Raw genomic sequence first — 16,036 nt, 5'->3', positions numbered from 1 at the left:
CTCTGGTACACGTTGACCTCCGTGGTTTCTAGCGGCCGGAACACCTTCTTGGTGATCTGCGCCAGGTCCACCACGTAGGCCGTGTTGCGCTGACCAATTTCATCCAACAGGGGGTGGTGCGCCACCAGCAGCGTGCCCCAGTTAGTAACCAGGCGTTGAAACCGGATGTCCCGGACTTCAACCTCCTGGTTTACCAGCGTATTGGAGAACGGCGGCAGCGCCATGAGATCGGCCATAACACCAGAGCCCGCAAACAGGAGCCGCTCCGGGGAACCGTTGTTGTCGGCGAAGATCTGCTCGGCCCAGCTGATTAGGTTGTTGTAGCTTAGCGAGCCGCTGTAGGTAATCGTCTTGCTCGCAAACTCCTCAATGCCGCCCATGTAATAGATCTTATCGCCGCCCTCTGCGCGTTCCGCACGCCGGCCCCGCAGCAGGGCAAGCTCCTGCGTGGAGCGGAAGTCGTCTAGCGCCCGCTCCAGGTTGCGCACCCAGGTATTGGTGTCATACGTGGCTAGATCCATGCGCACGCGGCTAATGCGCAGCGTAGCCATAAACTTCTGGTGGAAGTTGTACTGTATCGTGGGCAGCACGTAGCGGGAGTCCACAGAGCCCTTAATTTCGCCCACGCCAATGCCCAGGCGCACAATGGTGCTGTTGGCCGGCAGGTTCAAGCTAAAGCTAGACGTGCCATCCAGAGCACGCAGCGTAAGCTGGTTTCCGGACTTGGCTGCTACGTAAATTTGTAAGTTCAAGGCTAAACAAAAGACTTCTGGTAATCTCCACTGGAACTGGGAAGTTTTTCGTCTTTAAACATCTACCACGCTCTGAGTGTTCCCATCTTCTTATTATCAAAAACGCACGTTTTTGTTAAGACCTATCTATGTTATGACATACTAGTAATCAATACTTGCACCCACTTAGGGGGCGGGGGTTTCGCCATACGGTGCTCATGGCCTGTGTGCATGCACATTCTAATTCATCCAATAGTTAGCGAAAAACTACTGTGCTTGCATATCAAACTGCGTGCGCAAAATATTGTGCAGTTAACGCATGCGCAGTTCCTGTTCTTCTGCGGTAGGTTTAGGTGCAAAAAGCCTACTAGGAAGCAGTTGCGCAAGCGCACTCAGCACCACCGGCAATATACAAAACGCAAATGCTACATAATATTAGCATAGCATCACGGTAGAGACGCACACACATACTGCACACCTGAGTTGATATGGCCGAACGCGCCTTTACCGGGTGGAAGGTACGCTTACGGAACCCAATCCCATAACGCGCCTTGAAAGCTCGGGGGAGGCCCGAAAAAGTGCCCTATCACGCGCGATCGCCACGGTGCGGGGCGGTAGGCGCGTGGGCTCAACTGCGGCGCTTGTCAGCGAATTCATTGCCGATCTGGGCGTTTTGTATAATAGCGTGGCCCGGCTGCGCACCACGATCGAATTTAGCCTAAACAAGGTTATAAGCCATCTTATTCTTCAATTTTTTTTACAAAGATAAATATACAAAACGCTTTTGTGCAATGGGACCCGCTTCAGGCCCTATTTTGCGCAGCATCGCGTATTGGGGCCCTGTGCCCATAAAGGTCAAAAGCTCATCTAGGGCCAGGACCGCCTCCGCCGCCTTTTCGCTTAGGCCTTAAGCGGCCCAGCTTAGGCTGCTAAGTCCACGCTCATGGCGCAGGGTAGGGGGTTTCCTTTACGCGCCCAATCGAGTTTACACGGTCCGCCCCTACAAGGGAGCCGGGCTGCGTACGGTCCGATCTACTACATGGTGCTCCTAACAGGCAAGGACGAGCACTCTCTTGTAGTCCTGGAACAACGGAGTCAGGACCTAAACTTCTCGATCATGAGCCTGGCCGAAACGCAAGAGGCCAGGCGGCTTTTGCAGTGCGTAAGTCGCTAGGGTTTTACCGCATAGACCCGCAGGCCGTTCACCTGGCCCCCGTCGCGCCCGAAGAGGCGGTCCGGGCCAACAGGCTAGACGGCAACGGCTCAAACCTAGCCTTCTTCATTGTACTACCATGTACGCGAACCATCCGCGAAGATTTCGCCCGGATGCACAAGATCTACCGGGAAATCTGCCCCAACGTCGGGAGGTTCTATTGGCAAGAAGAGGCGGGCACAGGCAAAATGGCGTTGTACGCTTTTTTGCTCGATACAGGCCCTATACCAGCCGCTTGGCTTTCGATGACCAAGTGCGTGCAGCTTGCCTTGCTCAGCGCCGTTTCCCCCTGCAACGAGGCGAGCTTCCTTAAAGAGATCCCATATGTAGCTTCTGCGCAGCTGTCGTACATCCCTCTGTTGCGCTCTGAGCCCATTTGGGCCGCCGTGGATATTACGGCCCGGAAAGCGGACGCGCGTAGATCCAGAACGAGGTGGGCGCAGGGGCCCGGGCCGGGACGAGACGGGAATCTAGTAGCGCAGCAGAGCCGCTATGCGTTCGGCCGGCAGCGCTCCATCCGCCACAAACCGGATCTGCGCACCCCCTTCTATGGCGCGCTCTATGAGCTCGTCCACCAAATCTTCAACCTGGCTAGGTCCGGGCCCTTCAGCCGGCTCGACATCGTAGCCATCCTCTGTGATGCGGCCGGGCTGACGGAAGCCCTCCTCCACGAGCAGAACGCGCACGCGCCCCTCAAGCACAGCCCGCCATACGGCCTTTAAACCCGCGGCGCGACGCCCAGGCGGCGCCTCGCGCCATTCCTGTACGAGCCTTCGCTGCTCCTCTTCCATCTGCTGCAGCACAGCCCGCCAGCTTTTTTGGGCTAGCTCGTGCTCGGATTCGTGATCCGGACTGCCGCTCAAGGTGGCCACGATCCAAGACGAATGGGCGCTCACTTCGCGAAACAGTGCAATCCAGCGATCTACCCCGAACACCACAAGCGGCTGCGCCTCTGTGGCCGCAGCCCGCCCGAGAGCCTGATCGACGCGCCGGAAAAAGTGCCGATACTGTTCCTGCCAATACTCCCCGTCGTCCACCGGAATAGGCCCCGGTTGCCCGATGGCCTTGGCGGGGAACTCAAAGCGAAACGGAAAGCCGTGCTCCCGCACCTCCTGAAGTTGCCCCTGAAAGCCGCGCCACAGGCGCGTCTGCTGTTCGCTTAAGGCGAGCACCAGATAGCTCACAGAGCGGCTGAGCGCGCGCACAAGATCCTTCGTGGCGAAGGTCGCATCCAGTAGGACGCGCTCCGAGACCGGAAACGGCAACCAAAAGGCTCCGCTATAGTCGGCGTTCACAAAGAGCGCTAACCCATCTTGCGGATGCCGCCAGTCGATGGCCTCCGCAAGCTCCTGCAGGCGCCGTAAATAGGGTTCGGCCTGTCGCTTGTCCAGCAGCTGTAGCAGGCGCTGTTCGGCCTGCCGCAGCAGATCCCGTAACCTGGTGGGGTTCTGCTGGTTTTCTGGAAACGCCCTGGCTGTAGGCATGAGAATCGAGATAGCCGGATGGGCGCGCACCCGTTGCAAAGCGCGCAGCTCTGCTGGCGTCAAAACACGCATCATAGACGTTCTCCCTTGTGCAGGCCGCATTCCCCGCTTTTTCATATCGCGCCGGGACCGGAAAGTTCCTCTCTCGGCCGCATAATGCGAAACCCGACCAAGGGCCTACTGGTTTAAGCCCTCGAACACAGAACGGCCATCATGCAATTCAGCCTGACCGAGAAAGCCCGGGCAAAGCTTCAAACGCTACGCCTTGCGCATCCGCATCGCCCCCCCGTGCTGCGCATATCGGCCGCCTGCTCCGCTTGCGGGGGCCTCGCCTTTGGGCTGGAATGGGACGCGGAGCCGCCGTCGGAATCCGATCTGCTACAGCTAGACGGCTGGCACATCGCCATAGATCCCATCGCACGGCCCTATCTAGAGGAGCTCACCCTCGATTACGAGGAAACACCCTATGGGGGTGCGTTTTTGCTGCTTAGCCCCTATGGCGCCTCCACCTGCTTTCTGGATGAACCCTAAAATCAAGGAGGTCCTTCATGGCGGTGCAAGTCGGACAACCGGCGCCGGACTTTACGCTCTACAACACAGAGCGTCAGCCGGTAACGCTGAGTCAGCTTCGGGGCAAACCCGTGGTGCTGCTTTTCTTTCCGGGAGCCTGGACCAGCGTCTGTACTCAGGAGATGTGCATGGTACGGGACTCCTGGCACGAATACGAGGCGCTCGCCGCTCATGTGCTGGGCATCAGCGTCGATAGCCCCTTCGCCCTGGCCCGCTTTAAGGCCGACCACAACCTGCCGTTTGAGCTCTTAAGCGACTTCAACAAAGAGGTAAGCCGCCTGTACGGCACATATCGGGAGGACTTTATCCTCGGCATGAAGGGCGTCTCCAACCGGGCCGCCTTCGTGGTGGACCCCAACGGCATCGTGCGCTACGCGGAGGTGCTGGATAACCCCGGGAACCTGCCCGATTTCGCCTCCCTCAAGCAAGCCGTAAGCACTGCAGCGGGCTAATTGGCCTTCTTAAGATGCAAAGAAACCGGCGCCCCCCGAAGGGCGCCGGTTTCCTTTTTGGATGAGAGCCGTCGCAAATCGCGTATCTTTACGATCGTGGCGCTTCTTCTGCGGGATATCGCCCTGCTGCTGGCCGTAGCGCTAGCCGTAGTCGTGCTGTTTGCCCGACTCCGGCTGCCCTCCCTTGTCGGGTTTCTGGCTGCCGGGCTTCTTATCGGGCCCAACGCGTTGGGCCTTATCCGGGACCCGGAACAGGTGCGCCTGCTGGCTGAGATCGGCCTTATCCTGCTTCTTTTCGCGGTCGGGCTGGAGTTTTCGTTTGCCCAGCTACGCCGGATGGCGCGCGAAGTGTTTTGGGGCGGAGGCCTGCAGGTGCTCCTGACCACCTTGGGCACCGCGGCTGGGGCCTGGGGTCTAGGGCTGCCCCTTGCGCAGGCGCTCTTTTGGGGGATTTTGCTGGCCATGAGCAGCACGGCGATCGTTTTTCGCCTGCTCTCCGATGAAGGCCTTCTGGGGACCCCATACGGCCGGCTGAGCGTGGGCATTCTGCTCTTTCAGGACCTGCTCCTTGTGCCGATTATGGTGCTTATCCCGCTTCTGGGCGTAGGGGTGGAGACGATGAGCGCTCCGTCGGCGACAGAGGTAGGGCTGACGATCCTCAAGGCGCTAGCGCTGCTGGGCCTGATTCTTTTTGGAGCGCGCGTTCTTATTCCGCGGCTACTTCAGCTGCTGGCGCGCACAGGAAGCCGAGAGCTGTTTTTGCTGGGGCTGGTTGCGCTCTGCATCGGAGCGGCCTGGCTTACGGCCGCTGCGGGGCTGTCGCTGGCCCTGGGGGCCTTCGTGGCCGGCGTGGTGATCTCCGAATCCGAGTACAGCTATCAGGCCATCGCCGAGGTGCTGCCCCTTCGCGATAGCTTGAGCGCGTTTTTCTTTATTTCCATCGGCATGCTCCTAGACCCCCAGACCGTGTGGCTGTTTCCGGCCCAGGTCTTGGGGTTGAGCGTCGGGATCGTCGCGCTCAAGACCCTGATGGTGACGCTGGCGGCTCGTCTTATGGGGTACACCTGGCGCGTGGGCGCACTGGCCGGCGTGAGCCTGGCCCAGATCGGGGAGTTCTCCTTCGTGATCGCGGCCGTAGGCAGAGATTTTGGGCTGATCGAGCCCGCCTCAGAGCAGCGCTTCCTGGCCGCTGCGGTCTTAAGCCTGCTGGCTACGCCCGCGCTGGTGCTTTACGGGCCCCGCTGGATGTGGACCGGCATGCGGCGCGCCTCGGATGCCGCGCAGCGCCAACCGGAGGCTCCGGCCTTCGCCGAGCTACAGGGACATGTGATCGTGGCCGGATTCGGGGCAAGCGGGCAGATGCTGGGGCGCGTCTTCCAGGAGGCTCAAGTACCCTTTTGCGTGATCGATTTTACGCGCCCGGCCGAACGCGAGGCGGAGCTTGCGGGGATCCCGTTTCTATTCGGCGACGCCACGCGCCCGGAAGTGCTGGAGGCGGCCGGCTTGGCTCGGGCCCGACTCCTTATCCTGACCATCGGGGATCCCATAGCTACGCGCGTAGCGGTGCGCCTGGCGCGCACGTTGCGGCCGGATGTGGCGATTCTTGTGCGCACGCGCTTTGTGTCCGAAATCGAAGAGCTCTACCGCCTCGGGGCCACGCAGGTCGTGGCCGAGGAGCTAGAGGCCACGCTCACGCTCTTTACGCGCGCCCTAGAGTACTACCACATCCCACGCCATCTTATCGCCGCACAGGCGGCCGTAGCGCGCAGCTCAGGCTATGAACTCCTGCGCCTAGGCAGGCTGAGCGCCCGCACGCTTATGCGGCTTCCCGAGCTGCTGGCGGCTGGCACCGTGGAGACGGTCCGCTTGCCCCCGAACAGCCCCGCCGTGGGCCGCTCCTTGCGACAACTGGAGCTGCGGCAAAAGACGGGGGCGAGCATCATCGGCGTGGTGCGGGGCCACATGCCCTACCCCAATCCAGATCCCGAATTCGTCCTGCACGCTGACGATCTCTTGATCGTCTTCGGCAACCATCGGGAGGTGGATCAGGCCCTGGCTTGGCTCGTGCCGTCGAGGGAGGAGCCGATCCCGGAGGCCAACCCAGGGCCCGTCAGCCCGTCGGGGCAACGCCTTCGTTGAGGTCGCGCTGGCCCAGGTGGCGCTTCCCCCGGGCTTCGGTGCGCAGCTGCTGCATGAGGCCCTGCATTTCCTCCGCGATAGCCTGAGCTTCGCACCTGAGCTCTCCGATCAGCGCGCGATCCCGACCCCGCGCTTCGTTGGGCAGCTCAAGGCGCGTCTGGCGAAGGCGCACTAGCTGCTCCTGCATGCCCTCTATAAGACGGGACAACCGATAGATGAGCTGTCGCCGCAGCCTATCTCCCGTTGTGGGCGTAAGCAACAGCACGGCCACCGCCGCCGCCAAACCGCCTGCAAAGGCTCCGAACAGAAAACCGCGAGAAAACTCCTTGTGCGCCATAGGAAGCCCTTTCCGCTTCCGTCACCGGTAAATGGAGAAGAACAAAAATCGTACGCGCCGACGCAGCTCCGGCTTGCCCGCATTCACCCAAGCCGTGTACCAATAAGAGGCCACCTCGTGTATGGCCGCCTGCATTTGGCGCTCCACCATGCCCCGCAAGGCCTCATGCCAGAGCGCATAATAGCGATCGCTATACAGGCGTCTCGGGTGGGCATTGGGATTCGGCTGCTCCTGGAACAGCGCTTGAGGCGGCAGTTGTTCCCGAACCCATCGCTCCGTGGCCAGCAAAGTGTCCACCAGTCGATGCGAGCGCAGGATGATCGTCCAGGTATGCGCCGAGACGTCCTCTATGTATCGGGCCTTGAGCCCCTGGCGAAGTCGATAGCCGGATCCGAAACGCTCCGGCAGTTCGCTCTCCCAGCGGGCGTGGATGCCCTCTTGCCCGCTCAGCTGCCCATCGTAGTTGAGCGTGGTGTGCAGCGGCACGTGTACGTCGGATATGTAATGCCCCAGATCGGCCGAAAACTGCAGGATTTGGGCCGTGTCGCGACGCCGCATGGCCTCCGTAAGCCGTTCGGTAAGAGCGATGATCGTCCAGGGGGCCAGGCCGTAACGCGATAGGGTATCGGCCGTGTAACGCAAGGCGGCCTCCTCGTAGCGGCGCGGCAGCTCCGGAAACGGATACTGTCCGTAGCGCTCCAGATCGATAAAGTGCCGCGGGGCCTCCTCCGGGTCCTGGCGACGCCGCAAATCCGGATCCAGAGCGTGCTCGATAAGCCAAGCGCGGTGCTTGGCGTAGAAGGCCCGCAGCGGCTGCGGAAGCCGATCCACGGCGTGCCCGTGAATCTGCCGATGCGCCCACTGCCCCCAACTCAACACCCCGGCCGGAACGCCTATCAAGCCCACTATAAGGACTAGAACGCAAACGCGTTTCATGGTACCGGCAGCCTTTCTAGGATTTCTCGCAAGATATGGTCCGCTGTAATCTCCTCGGCCTCGGCCTCGTAGGAGAGCACGATGCGGTGACGCAGCACGTCCAAGGCGAGCGTGCGCACGTCGTCGGGCATCACGTAGGCGCGTCGGTGCAAAAAGGCTCGCGCTCGGGCGGCCAGGCTCAGATAGATCGTGCCCCGCGGAGAGGCCCCGTAGCGGATGTAGGGAGCCAAGCCCTTCAACCCGTAGCGCTCCGGCCGGCGCGTGGCCTGCACCAGGTCCACGATGTAGCGCTCCAAACGCTCATCTAAGTAGACCTCGTTTACCAGAGTGCGGGCCGCCAAAATGGCCTCCGGCCGCACTACGGCTCGGACTTGCGGCTTAAGTCCGGTCCGGGCCATGCGACGCATGATCTCCAGCTCCTCCTCCGCCGTGGGGTAGTCGACGTGCACCTTGAACATGAAGCGATCCAGCTGCGCCTCGGGCAGGGGGTATGTGCCCTCTTGCTCGATCGGATTCTGCGTGGCCAGCACCCAGAACGGCTCCGGCAGCGGATAGGTTTCCTCTCCGATTGTGACCTGCCGCTCCTGCATGGCCTCCAGCAGCGCGCTCTGCACCTTGGCGGGGGCCCGGTTGACCTCATCGGCCAACAGGAGGTTGGCGAAGATCGGCCCCTTGCGCACGTAGAACCGGCCCTGCCGCTGATCGTAGATCAAAGTACCCACCAGGTCAGCCGGTAGCAGATCGGGCGTAAACTGAACCCGCTGAAAACGGGCCTGTATGGCCTGAGCCAGGGCGTTTACGATGAGCGTCTTGGCCAGACCCGGTACGCCCTCCAGCAGCACATGCCCGTCGGCCAGCAGCGCCACCAAAAGCCGCTCCAGAAGCGTGCGCTGGCCCACGACGATGCGCCCCAGCTCCTCTTGCAGCGCCATCACAAAGGCGCTTCCCTCGGCGATGCGCTCCTCAAGCACCTGGAGAGATCGCACGACTTTGTCCCTCGTCTGAGAGGCCGCCTGATTTTACGGCGACCCCCTTAGGCGGCGCAAGCGAAGCCTCAACACTTTAGACCTCGGCTCGATGTTTGCTTCGTGTCTCCTGTACCCCCCTGCGGGCTTTTTCCTTTAAAACATCCCGGCGTGATGGGCCGCGCGCCGGGTTTTTTTTAATTTCGCCTAAGCTGAGGCTCGCACATCCATGAGCGAAGGGGCTGGCCTGTACATACACGTGCCGTTTTGTCGGCGCCGTTGCCCGTACTGCGACTTCTACCTGGTCACGACCCTGAGCTACCGCGACGCCTTTGTGGAGGCCGTAAGGCGCGAGCTCATCCTGTGGGCGCCTCAGTGGCAACAGGTGCGCTTTGATACGCTCTATTTCGGCGGGGGCACCCCCTCTCAGCTCTCCGTTGAGCAGCTGGAGCGCATCATGGAGGCGGTGCATCGGCATTTGCACCTGGAGCCCCTCGAGGTGACGCTAGAGGCCAACCCCGAGGACCTGAGCCCGGAGTACCTACGCGCCCTTCGGCGTCTGGGCTTTACCCGCCTTAGCCTGGGGGTGCAGGCTTTTCAGGAGTCGCGTCTGCGCTTTCTGGGCCGCCAACACGGACAAGAGGACGTTCGGCGCGCCTTGGACTGGATCGAGAAGCTGGGCTTTAGCTCCTACAACCTTGATCTCATCTTCGGGCTTCCGGGCGAAGAGGCGCCCATGTGGGACGCAGAGCTCAAGACCTTGCTTGCGCTGCGCCCGCCGCATGTGTCTTGCTACAGTCTCACCGTCGAGCCCCGGACGGTCCTTTCGCGGGCTATCGCCCGAGGGCTCGTGCCGAGTCCCGACGAAACCCGGCAGGCGGAGCTGTTTTTGCAGACGCACGCGCGACTGAGCGAGGCCGGATACCTGCATTATGAGGTCTCCAACTACGCCCTTTGCGGCCATGAGGCCCGGCATAACAGCAAATACTGGCGGCATCGGCCCTATCTGGGGCTGGGTCCATCTGCGCACTCCTTCCGCTGGCTGGGGCCCGATCGAGCGGAGCGATGGGCCAACGTTCGAAGCCTGAGGCGCTATCTGACCCTGCTTGATGCCCACCAGCTGCCCATAGAGGAGCGCGAAACCCTGGGCCCGGAGGCGCTTCTTACGGAGGCGCTTCTGCTGGGCCTGCGTTTGCGTGAGGGGGTCTCCCTGGCGGAGCTGGCGGCGCGCTACGGATGGAAGCCCCATGCCGGTCATCGAAGGCTGATCCGCGCCTGGATCAGGCGGGGATGGGCGGACTTCCGGGATGAGCGTCTACGCCTTACCCCCACGGGATGGCTCCTGACGGACAGCCTGGTCCTGGAACTGATGCCCTCCGCTAGCCATCCCCAAGCCATAAAGCATTAGGCTCTGCCTTTACAGAAGCCGACCGTGTGCGTCTAGATAACTCAACAAAACCCGATTGCTTCCGAACAAATCTCGTCGCTTTTTATCGGCAGCTCCACCCAAGAAGGTATCTCCAAATGGCCAACGCGACGCTTCGAACTGCGATAAGGCCCGAGGAAGTGCACCGGATCCTAGCCCGCCATATCCTGGTCGACGGGTTCGACTTAGTGCTCGATCTGGAGGGGAGTCATACCCCTTACTTGCGGGATAAACGCTCCGGGCGGGATTATTTGGATTTTTTTACCTTCTTCGCCTCCTCCCCCCTGGGCCTCAACCATCCGAAGGTGGTCGGAGACATTGAGTTTCTGGAACGGCTGCTCCGGGCGGCGTTGGCCAATCCTTCGAACTCGGACATCTACACCGAGGAATACGCCCTGTTTGTGGACACCTTTTCCCGGATCGCCATTCCGGACTTTCTGCCCTATGCCTTTTTCATCAGCGGGGGCACCTTGGCCGTGGAGAACGCCCTTAAGGTGGCCTTCGACTGGAAGGTGCGCAAGAACTTCGCCAAGGGCTACCGTTACGAGAAGGGGCATCAGGTGCTGCATTTTGAGCAGGCCTTTCACGGCCGATCGGGCTATTGCCTCTCTTTAACGAATACGGACTGGCGCAAAACGGCCCTCTTTCCCAAGTTCGACTGGCCCCGCGTGATCAACCCCAAGATCACCTTCCCGCTGACCCCAGAGCGACTTGAGGAGCTAGAAAAGCGTGAGCGCCTGGCGATCCGACAGGCCAAGCAGCATTTCTACGAGCGCAAGGACGATATAGCGGCCATTATCATCGAGCCCATTCAGGGTGAGGGCGGAGATAACCACTTCCGGCGGGAGTTTTTCGAACAGCTCCGGCAGCTAGCCGATGAGAACGACGCGCTGCTTATTTTTGATGAGGTCCAGACGGGCGTGGGCCTAACGGGAAAGTTCTGGGCCTATGAGCACTTCGTAAAGCCGGATATCTTGGTCTTCGGCAAGAAAATGCAGGTCTGCGGCATCCTGGTCTCGCGTCGCATCGATGAGATCGAAGAGCATGTCTTTCGGGTCTCAAGCCGCATCAACTCGACCTGGGGTGGCAACTTGGCCGATATGGTGCGGGCGACCAAGTTCCTTGAGATCATCGAAGAGGATAAGCTTGTGGAGAACGCCGCGGCGGTGGGAGCGTATCTGTTGGAGCGGCTCCATGAGCTGCAGATGGAGTTTCCGCATCTGGTCTCCAACGCGCGCGGTCGGGGCCTGATGTGCGCTATAGACCTGCCCAATGCGGAGCTGCGGCAGCGCTTTCTGGAGGAGCTAAAGGCCGAGGGCCTGCTTATGCTGCCCTGCGGGGAGCGCTCCGTGCGCTTTCGCCCTCCGCTTTGCATCGGGCGGGAACAAGTCGACATGGGCATCGGTATCATACGCGCGGCGATGTCAAGGCTATAGCCATTGGCACGTCGCCCTTCACTTCACATCCCTCCCTACAGAGCGTCCGCCGTCCCTCCCCGGCGGGCGCTTTGTTTTTGGGAGTTTCGGGCAAAGCCCACATGGATCCTACATTACGGAGACGCCACCGGATCAAGGGAGCTCACCATGAACGTGCGCAAATCCGACCCTTCCGTCCCGAAGGCCGTAAAGACGTTAGAGGAACTGCTGGCGCTTACGCATCGGCGGGCGCCGGTACCGTTTACGCATCGCGACGCCGAGCGCGCCCTAGCGGCGCTACTCAGCACGGAAGATCTCTGGGAGGCTATCCGCTGGAGTCGAGCGCCCATGCGGGCTATATGCGCGTTCTGGGAGGCGCTGCAAGAGAGGGGCTTGCTGAGGACTACCCCGCACGGATTGCGGTTGACCCCGGAAGGCGTGGCTTGGGCGCGCGAACTGGGTGCCGGTCCGCCTCCGCGCTTTTACTGCCCCGCCTGTGAGGGTCGGGGTGTGGATGCGACGCTTTTATCCGAGGAGCTGCGCGCGCGCTTTTCCCGCGTAGCTCTCCGGAGGCCTGAGGCCGTGCAGGCTTACGATCAGGGCTTCGTTACGGAGCAAACCACCTGGGCCCGCGTTCTGCTGGCCTGGATGCGGGGCGATTTGGCGGGCAAAAGTCTTTTCGTGCTGGGCGACGATGATCTGGTGAGCCTGGCCGCGGCGCTTACGGGTGCCCCCCGTCGCGTACTGGCCGTGGACATAGACGAACGCCTGGTGCGCTTTCTGCGCGAAACAGCCCGCGCCGAAGGCCTAAGCTGTCTGGAGGCGGTGCAGTATGACCTGCGCCAACCTCTTCCGGAGTCTTGGATAGGCCAATTCGACACCTTCTTTACGGATCCCACCGAGAGCCTTCAGGGGCTGACGCTCACCCTGAAACGCGCTCTATTAGCTTTGCGCGGAACTGGATCCGCGGGCTATTTTGGGTTAACACACGCCGAATCAAGCCTGTCCAAGTGGGCTCAGGTGCAGCGCTTCTTGCTTGAACACGGAGCTGTGCTTACGGAGCTGCGCGAAGACTTCAACGCCTACGCTCATTGGGGCTACATGGAAACGATGCGCTCCTGGGCATGGCTGCCCGTTCGGGTGCACCCAAAAGGCAGCTGGTATCAGTCCGCCTGGTACCGGATCGAACTGCTAGACCCTCCGGAGCTCAGCAACGAGCCCGTCTTTGGGGATATCTTTCAAGACGAAGAGGCCGCCACCACATAACGCCATGCCGTGATGCCCACAGGACCCACCGGACAACTCGTAGAGGCGCTAGGGCGTCTCTTGGCCAACCAGGCGAATGGGGCGCTCCTGGAGAAGGCGCTCTGGAGTCTGCTTTTGATCGCGCTGCTTGCGGGCTGCTACCAACTGGCGCGCTGGGCTTGGTTGCGGCGCATCCAAGATATGACGGCTCGCCATCGCGCGCGCAAACGGCTTCGGGTGGGCCTGAGCGTCGTGGGCATTACGCTGGGGCTGCTTATTTGGGCGCCTTTTAGCGGATGGCTGCTTACGTGGCTCACGATCGTGGCCGCGGCGCTTACGATCGTGCTCAAGGAGGTCATCTTGAACCTAGCAGGCGGGGTCTACATCGCCCTCAGCAGGCCCTTTGAGCTCGGAGATCGGATCGAGATCGCGGGCATCCGAGGGGACGTGGTGGACATCCGACCTACTCGCTTTACGGTGCTTGAGCTCGGCAACTGGGTCGAAGGCGAGCAAAGCACCGGACGTTTGGTGCACATCCCCAATGGGCAGCTCTTTACGCATCCTGTGCACAACGCCACCGAAGGCCTGGAGTATCTTTGGCATGAGCTGACGATCATCTGTCCCTTTGAGAGCGACTGGCAGCAGGCCAGACGGTTGCTGGAGGCGATCGCCTGCGAGGTGAGCGCGCCGGCGGTACGGGCGGCACGGACCGAGCTGGAGCGGCTTAGCGAACGCTATCCGATTCGCATGCAGAAACTTGAACCCTTCGTATACACGGAGATCACGCCGCAGGGCGTTAAGCTCACCCTGCGCTACTTAAGCCCCGTTCGGGCCCGGCGTGTTACGGCCGATGAGATCCAACGTCGACTTTTGCAAGCGCTGCCTGAGCATCCGGGTGTGCGGCTTTTGGGCATGGCGGAGCCGCAAGGCAGCATGCAGACGGCGCGCTAGTCGGGATAACGGACTGCGCGATAGCGCAGCACCTCGGCGGCGCGCTCCGGTTCCCCGGCCGCCTGGCAGATGCGGGCCAACTCTTCCAGGGCTTCGGGGGTCTCCTGTATGCTCAGGGCACGTTCTATGGCCTCTAAGGCCCGCCCGTAGCGCCCCTCTGTGCGAGCCAGCACGGCCTCTAAAAGCCAGGCATAGGGCTGATCCGGATGCTCGCGGATGGCCTCTATGGCCGCCTGGCGCGCCATGGCGAGGTCGTTTCGTTTCAGGGCCTCTTGGGTAAGTGCAACCCAGCCCGCTAGGGTTCGCTTCGGGGAAGTCAGGGGCACATAGTCCCGTTTGGGATCAAACGGATCGTTGGGCTCAGGGAAGAGCTCTCCGTAGGGGAGTTCAGCCGGAAGCCCCCATTTGTGTTTGAATTTTTCCCAGTTCTCCAACAGAAGCGCTCCGTAATCTATCGGCAGCTGCTGGAAGGTTTTGCTGCCATGATGGTGCACGAAGCAATCCAGGGCCATGACCGCTTTGAAGCCCGCTCGTCTAGCGCGCAGGCAGTAGTCGTCATCCTCGAAGTTGCCGATGCCGAAGCGCGTATCCAGACCGCCGATCCGCTCCACGAGCTCTGGCCGAATGAGCAAGCAGAAGCCCACCAGACGAGCCACCTCTACTGTGCGCCCTGCGTACCAGCGAGCGCGCTCAGCGGCGAACGCCTCAAGCCCTTCGAGGCTTTCCTCATCATAAGGCACGGCGTCCAGGCGCTGACGCCCCGAGATGCGGTTGGTCACAGGGCCCACGAGCCCCACCTGGGGGTCCGCTACGGCCGGCAGCAGAAGTCGCTCCAGCCAGCCCGGCGTGACCACTACGTCGTTGTTCAGCAGGACCAGGAAACGCCCCCGTGCAGCGGCCATACCGATGTTGTTGCCGGCTGCAAACCCCAGGTTTTCTTCTAATCGGATGTATCGCACCTCAGGATGGCGTTCCGCAAGAAGACGCATAAACTGCGGGGTGTCGTCTGTGGACCCATTATCTACGACAATCAGTTCATATGATATGGGATGAGTATACGATAATATGGCCTTAATACATTGCCGAGTGTAGCTAAGATTGTTATGGGCCAAAACAATAATAGAGGTCAATGGACCATCGGAAGAAACAAAGTCTCGCGACCATATATTTTCGAAATCGTACAATATTTTTTTTATCTTATCTTTTTCTATTTTCTGTATATCTTCAAGACTTCTTTTGTATATTATTTCTCTAGTACGAGCAAATTCTTCCGCACAAGTATTTGTTAAACCTGATATGTTACTTCTCCAATTTACAACGGCAGTTGGAACAGATATATGTTTAAAATTTTCCTTTTCAGATAATCTAATCCACAAATCCCAGTCTTCTAATACATGAAAATCTTCATTAAAAAGACCATGCTGAACAAGAAACTCTCTATCTACGGCAAAGCAGTTCACGGGGGCTATATTGCCAATGATCAATCTATCTCTATCAAAATCAAATCTATATGGAATTTTAATATCGACGATCTGCTCTTTCCCGTTAAATATATTCCATACATATCTAAAAGAATCTGAATAAACAACTTTAAATCCCTTTTCTAATTCTCTTAAAAGCGTAGATAAATGATTAGGAAGAAATATATCATCATCATCTAAAAAGGTAATATACTTACCCGAAGAATACATAATTCCCAAATTTCTAGCAGCAGCTAATCCATTTCTTCTTTTCGTTTCAATATATTTAAATCTTTCATCACGTAATTCTTCAATCAAGTCCTTCACACTATTACCACCATCATTAATAATAATGACCTCAAAATTAGAAATAGTTTGCCATTGAATACTATGTAAGGCTTCACGTAAAAGATCAGGTCTATTATAAGTGGGGACAATAACACTAAACAAAGGATATTTTGGTGCATTAACTGAAGATGTGAGAACGTCATTTTCCACACTTTTTAAAAATCTGGGCTCATATAGATAAAAATTATGTTTAAAAATAAAAGATAAATTTGAATAATAATTTGACATTTGACTATGAAATAAACTTTTTTGATGTCTTCTATAATAAAATAGAGGTTTAGCCAGATAGTAACCGTAATATCCCTTTCGTAATGCCTCTACCCAAAAGTTCCAATCTTCAAATCCACAAACTTTAAATCCTCCC

General features: G+C 59.2%; 13 protein-coding genes. 7 read left to right on the top strand and 6 right to left on the bottom strand.

Annotation, left to right across the window (positions count from 1 at the left end):
• Positions 1-752: hypothetical protein (locus NZ993_04980; protein ID MCS7155142.1), on the bottom strand; the 752-nt coding region annotated here is incomplete at its 3' end.
• Between the two features lie 1,662 nt (positions 753-2,414).
• Positions 2,415-3,503 carry a hypothetical protein gene (locus NZ993_04975; protein ID MCS7155141.1) on the bottom strand — a complete coding sequence of 363 codons (1,089 nt, stop codon included), beginning with the start codon at positions 3,501-3,503 and terminating at the stop codon, positions 2,415-2,417.
• A 138-nt stretch (positions 3,504-3,641) separates the two neighbouring features.
• On the opposite strand from NZ993_04975, the gene NZ993_04970 reads away from it, so the two are divergent.
• The 3 genes from NZ993_04970 to NZ993_04960 are packed head-to-tail and all read left to right on the top strand — an operon-like array spanning position 3,642 to position 6,589.
• Complete coding sequence (locus tag NZ993_04970; protein ID MCS7155140.1) at positions 3,642-3,959, top strand: hypothetical protein; 318 nt, start codon at positions 3,642-3,644, stop codon at positions 3,957-3,959.
• Between the two features lie 17 nt (positions 3,960-3,976).
• Entirely contained in the window at positions 3,977-4,450 is a 474-nt protein-coding gene (locus NZ993_04965; GenBank protein ID MCS7155139.1) for a peroxiredoxin, read from the top strand.
• Positions 4,451-4,507: 57 nt separating this feature from the next.
• A complete protein-coding gene (locus NZ993_04960) occupies positions 4,508-6,589 on the top strand; it encodes a cation:proton antiporter (GenBank protein MCS7155138.1) in 2,082 nt (693 codons plus the stop codon).
• Here NZ993_04960 and NZ993_04955 read toward each other — a convergent pair.
• The 3 genes from NZ993_04955 to NZ993_04945 are packed head-to-tail and all read right to left on the bottom strand — an operon-like array spanning position 6,561 to position 8,794.
• Entirely contained in the window at positions 6,561-6,926 is a 366-nt protein-coding gene (locus tag NZ993_04955; GenBank protein ID MCS7155137.1) for a hypothetical protein, read from the bottom strand. The genes NZ993_04960 and NZ993_04955 overlap by 29 nt on opposite strands.
• A gap of 21 nt (positions 6,927-6,947) precedes the next feature.
• Positions 6,948-7,862 (bottom strand): zinc dependent phospholipase C family protein, encoded by a 915-nt coding sequence (locus tag NZ993_04950; protein MCS7155136.1) that lies wholly within the window; start codon positions 7,860-7,862, stop codon positions 6,948-6,950.
• On the bottom strand, positions 7,859-8,794 hold the full coding sequence (locus NZ993_04945; protein MCS7155135.1) for an AAA family ATPase: 936 nt from the start codon (positions 8,792-8,794) through the stop codon (positions 7,859-7,861). Before NZ993_04945 ends, NZ993_04950 begins: the two co-directional genes overlap by 4 nt.
• 262 nt (positions 8,795-9,056) lie before the next feature.
• On the opposite strand from NZ993_04945, the gene hemW reads away from it, so the two are divergent.
• The 4 genes from hemW to NZ993_04925 all read left to right on the top strand — a co-directional run bounded on the left by hemW (position 9,057) and on the right by NZ993_04925 (position 13,864).
• Positions 9,057-10,235 (top strand): radical SAM family heme chaperone HemW, encoded by a 1,179-nt coding sequence (hemW, locus tag NZ993_04940; protein MCS7155134.1) that lies wholly within the window; start codon positions 9,057-9,059, stop codon positions 10,233-10,235.
• 116 nt (positions 10,236-10,351) lie between these two features.
• Positions 10,352-11,689, top strand: coding sequence for an L-lysine 6-transaminase (gene lat / locus NZ993_04935; protein MCS7155133.1), 1,338 nt, complete (start codon positions 10,352-10,354; stop codon positions 11,687-11,689).
• Between the two features lie 147 nt (positions 11,690-11,836).
• The gene (locus NZ993_04930) at positions 11,837-12,934 is read left to right on the top strand and encodes a bis-aminopropyl spermidine synthase family protein (protein MCS7155132.1); all 1,098 of its coding nucleotides are present in this window, start codon (positions 11,837-11,839) and stop codon (positions 12,932-12,934) included.
• A gap of 12 nt (positions 12,935-12,946) precedes the next feature.
• Complete coding sequence (locus NZ993_04925; GenBank protein ID MCS7155131.1) at positions 12,947-13,864, top strand: mechanosensitive ion channel family protein; 918 nt, start codon at positions 12,947-12,949, stop codon at positions 13,862-13,864.
• On the opposite strand, the gene NZ993_04920 is transcribed toward NZ993_04925, so the two are convergent.
• Entirely contained in the window at positions 13,861-15,555 is a 1,695-nt protein-coding gene (locus NZ993_04920) for a glycosyltransferase (GenBank protein MCS7155130.1), read from the bottom strand. The genes NZ993_04925 and NZ993_04920 overlap by 4 nt on opposite strands.
• Positions 15,556-16,036: the final 481 nt, after the last annotated feature.

Source organism: Bacteroidota bacterium, from assembly GCA_025059945.1.
Classification (GTDB): Bacteria; Bacteroidota; Rhodothermia; order JANXDC01; family JANXDC01; genus JANXDC01.
The sequence above is the reverse complement of the archived record's forward strand: the minus strand, read 5'-3'. Positions and strand labels throughout refer to the sequence as shown.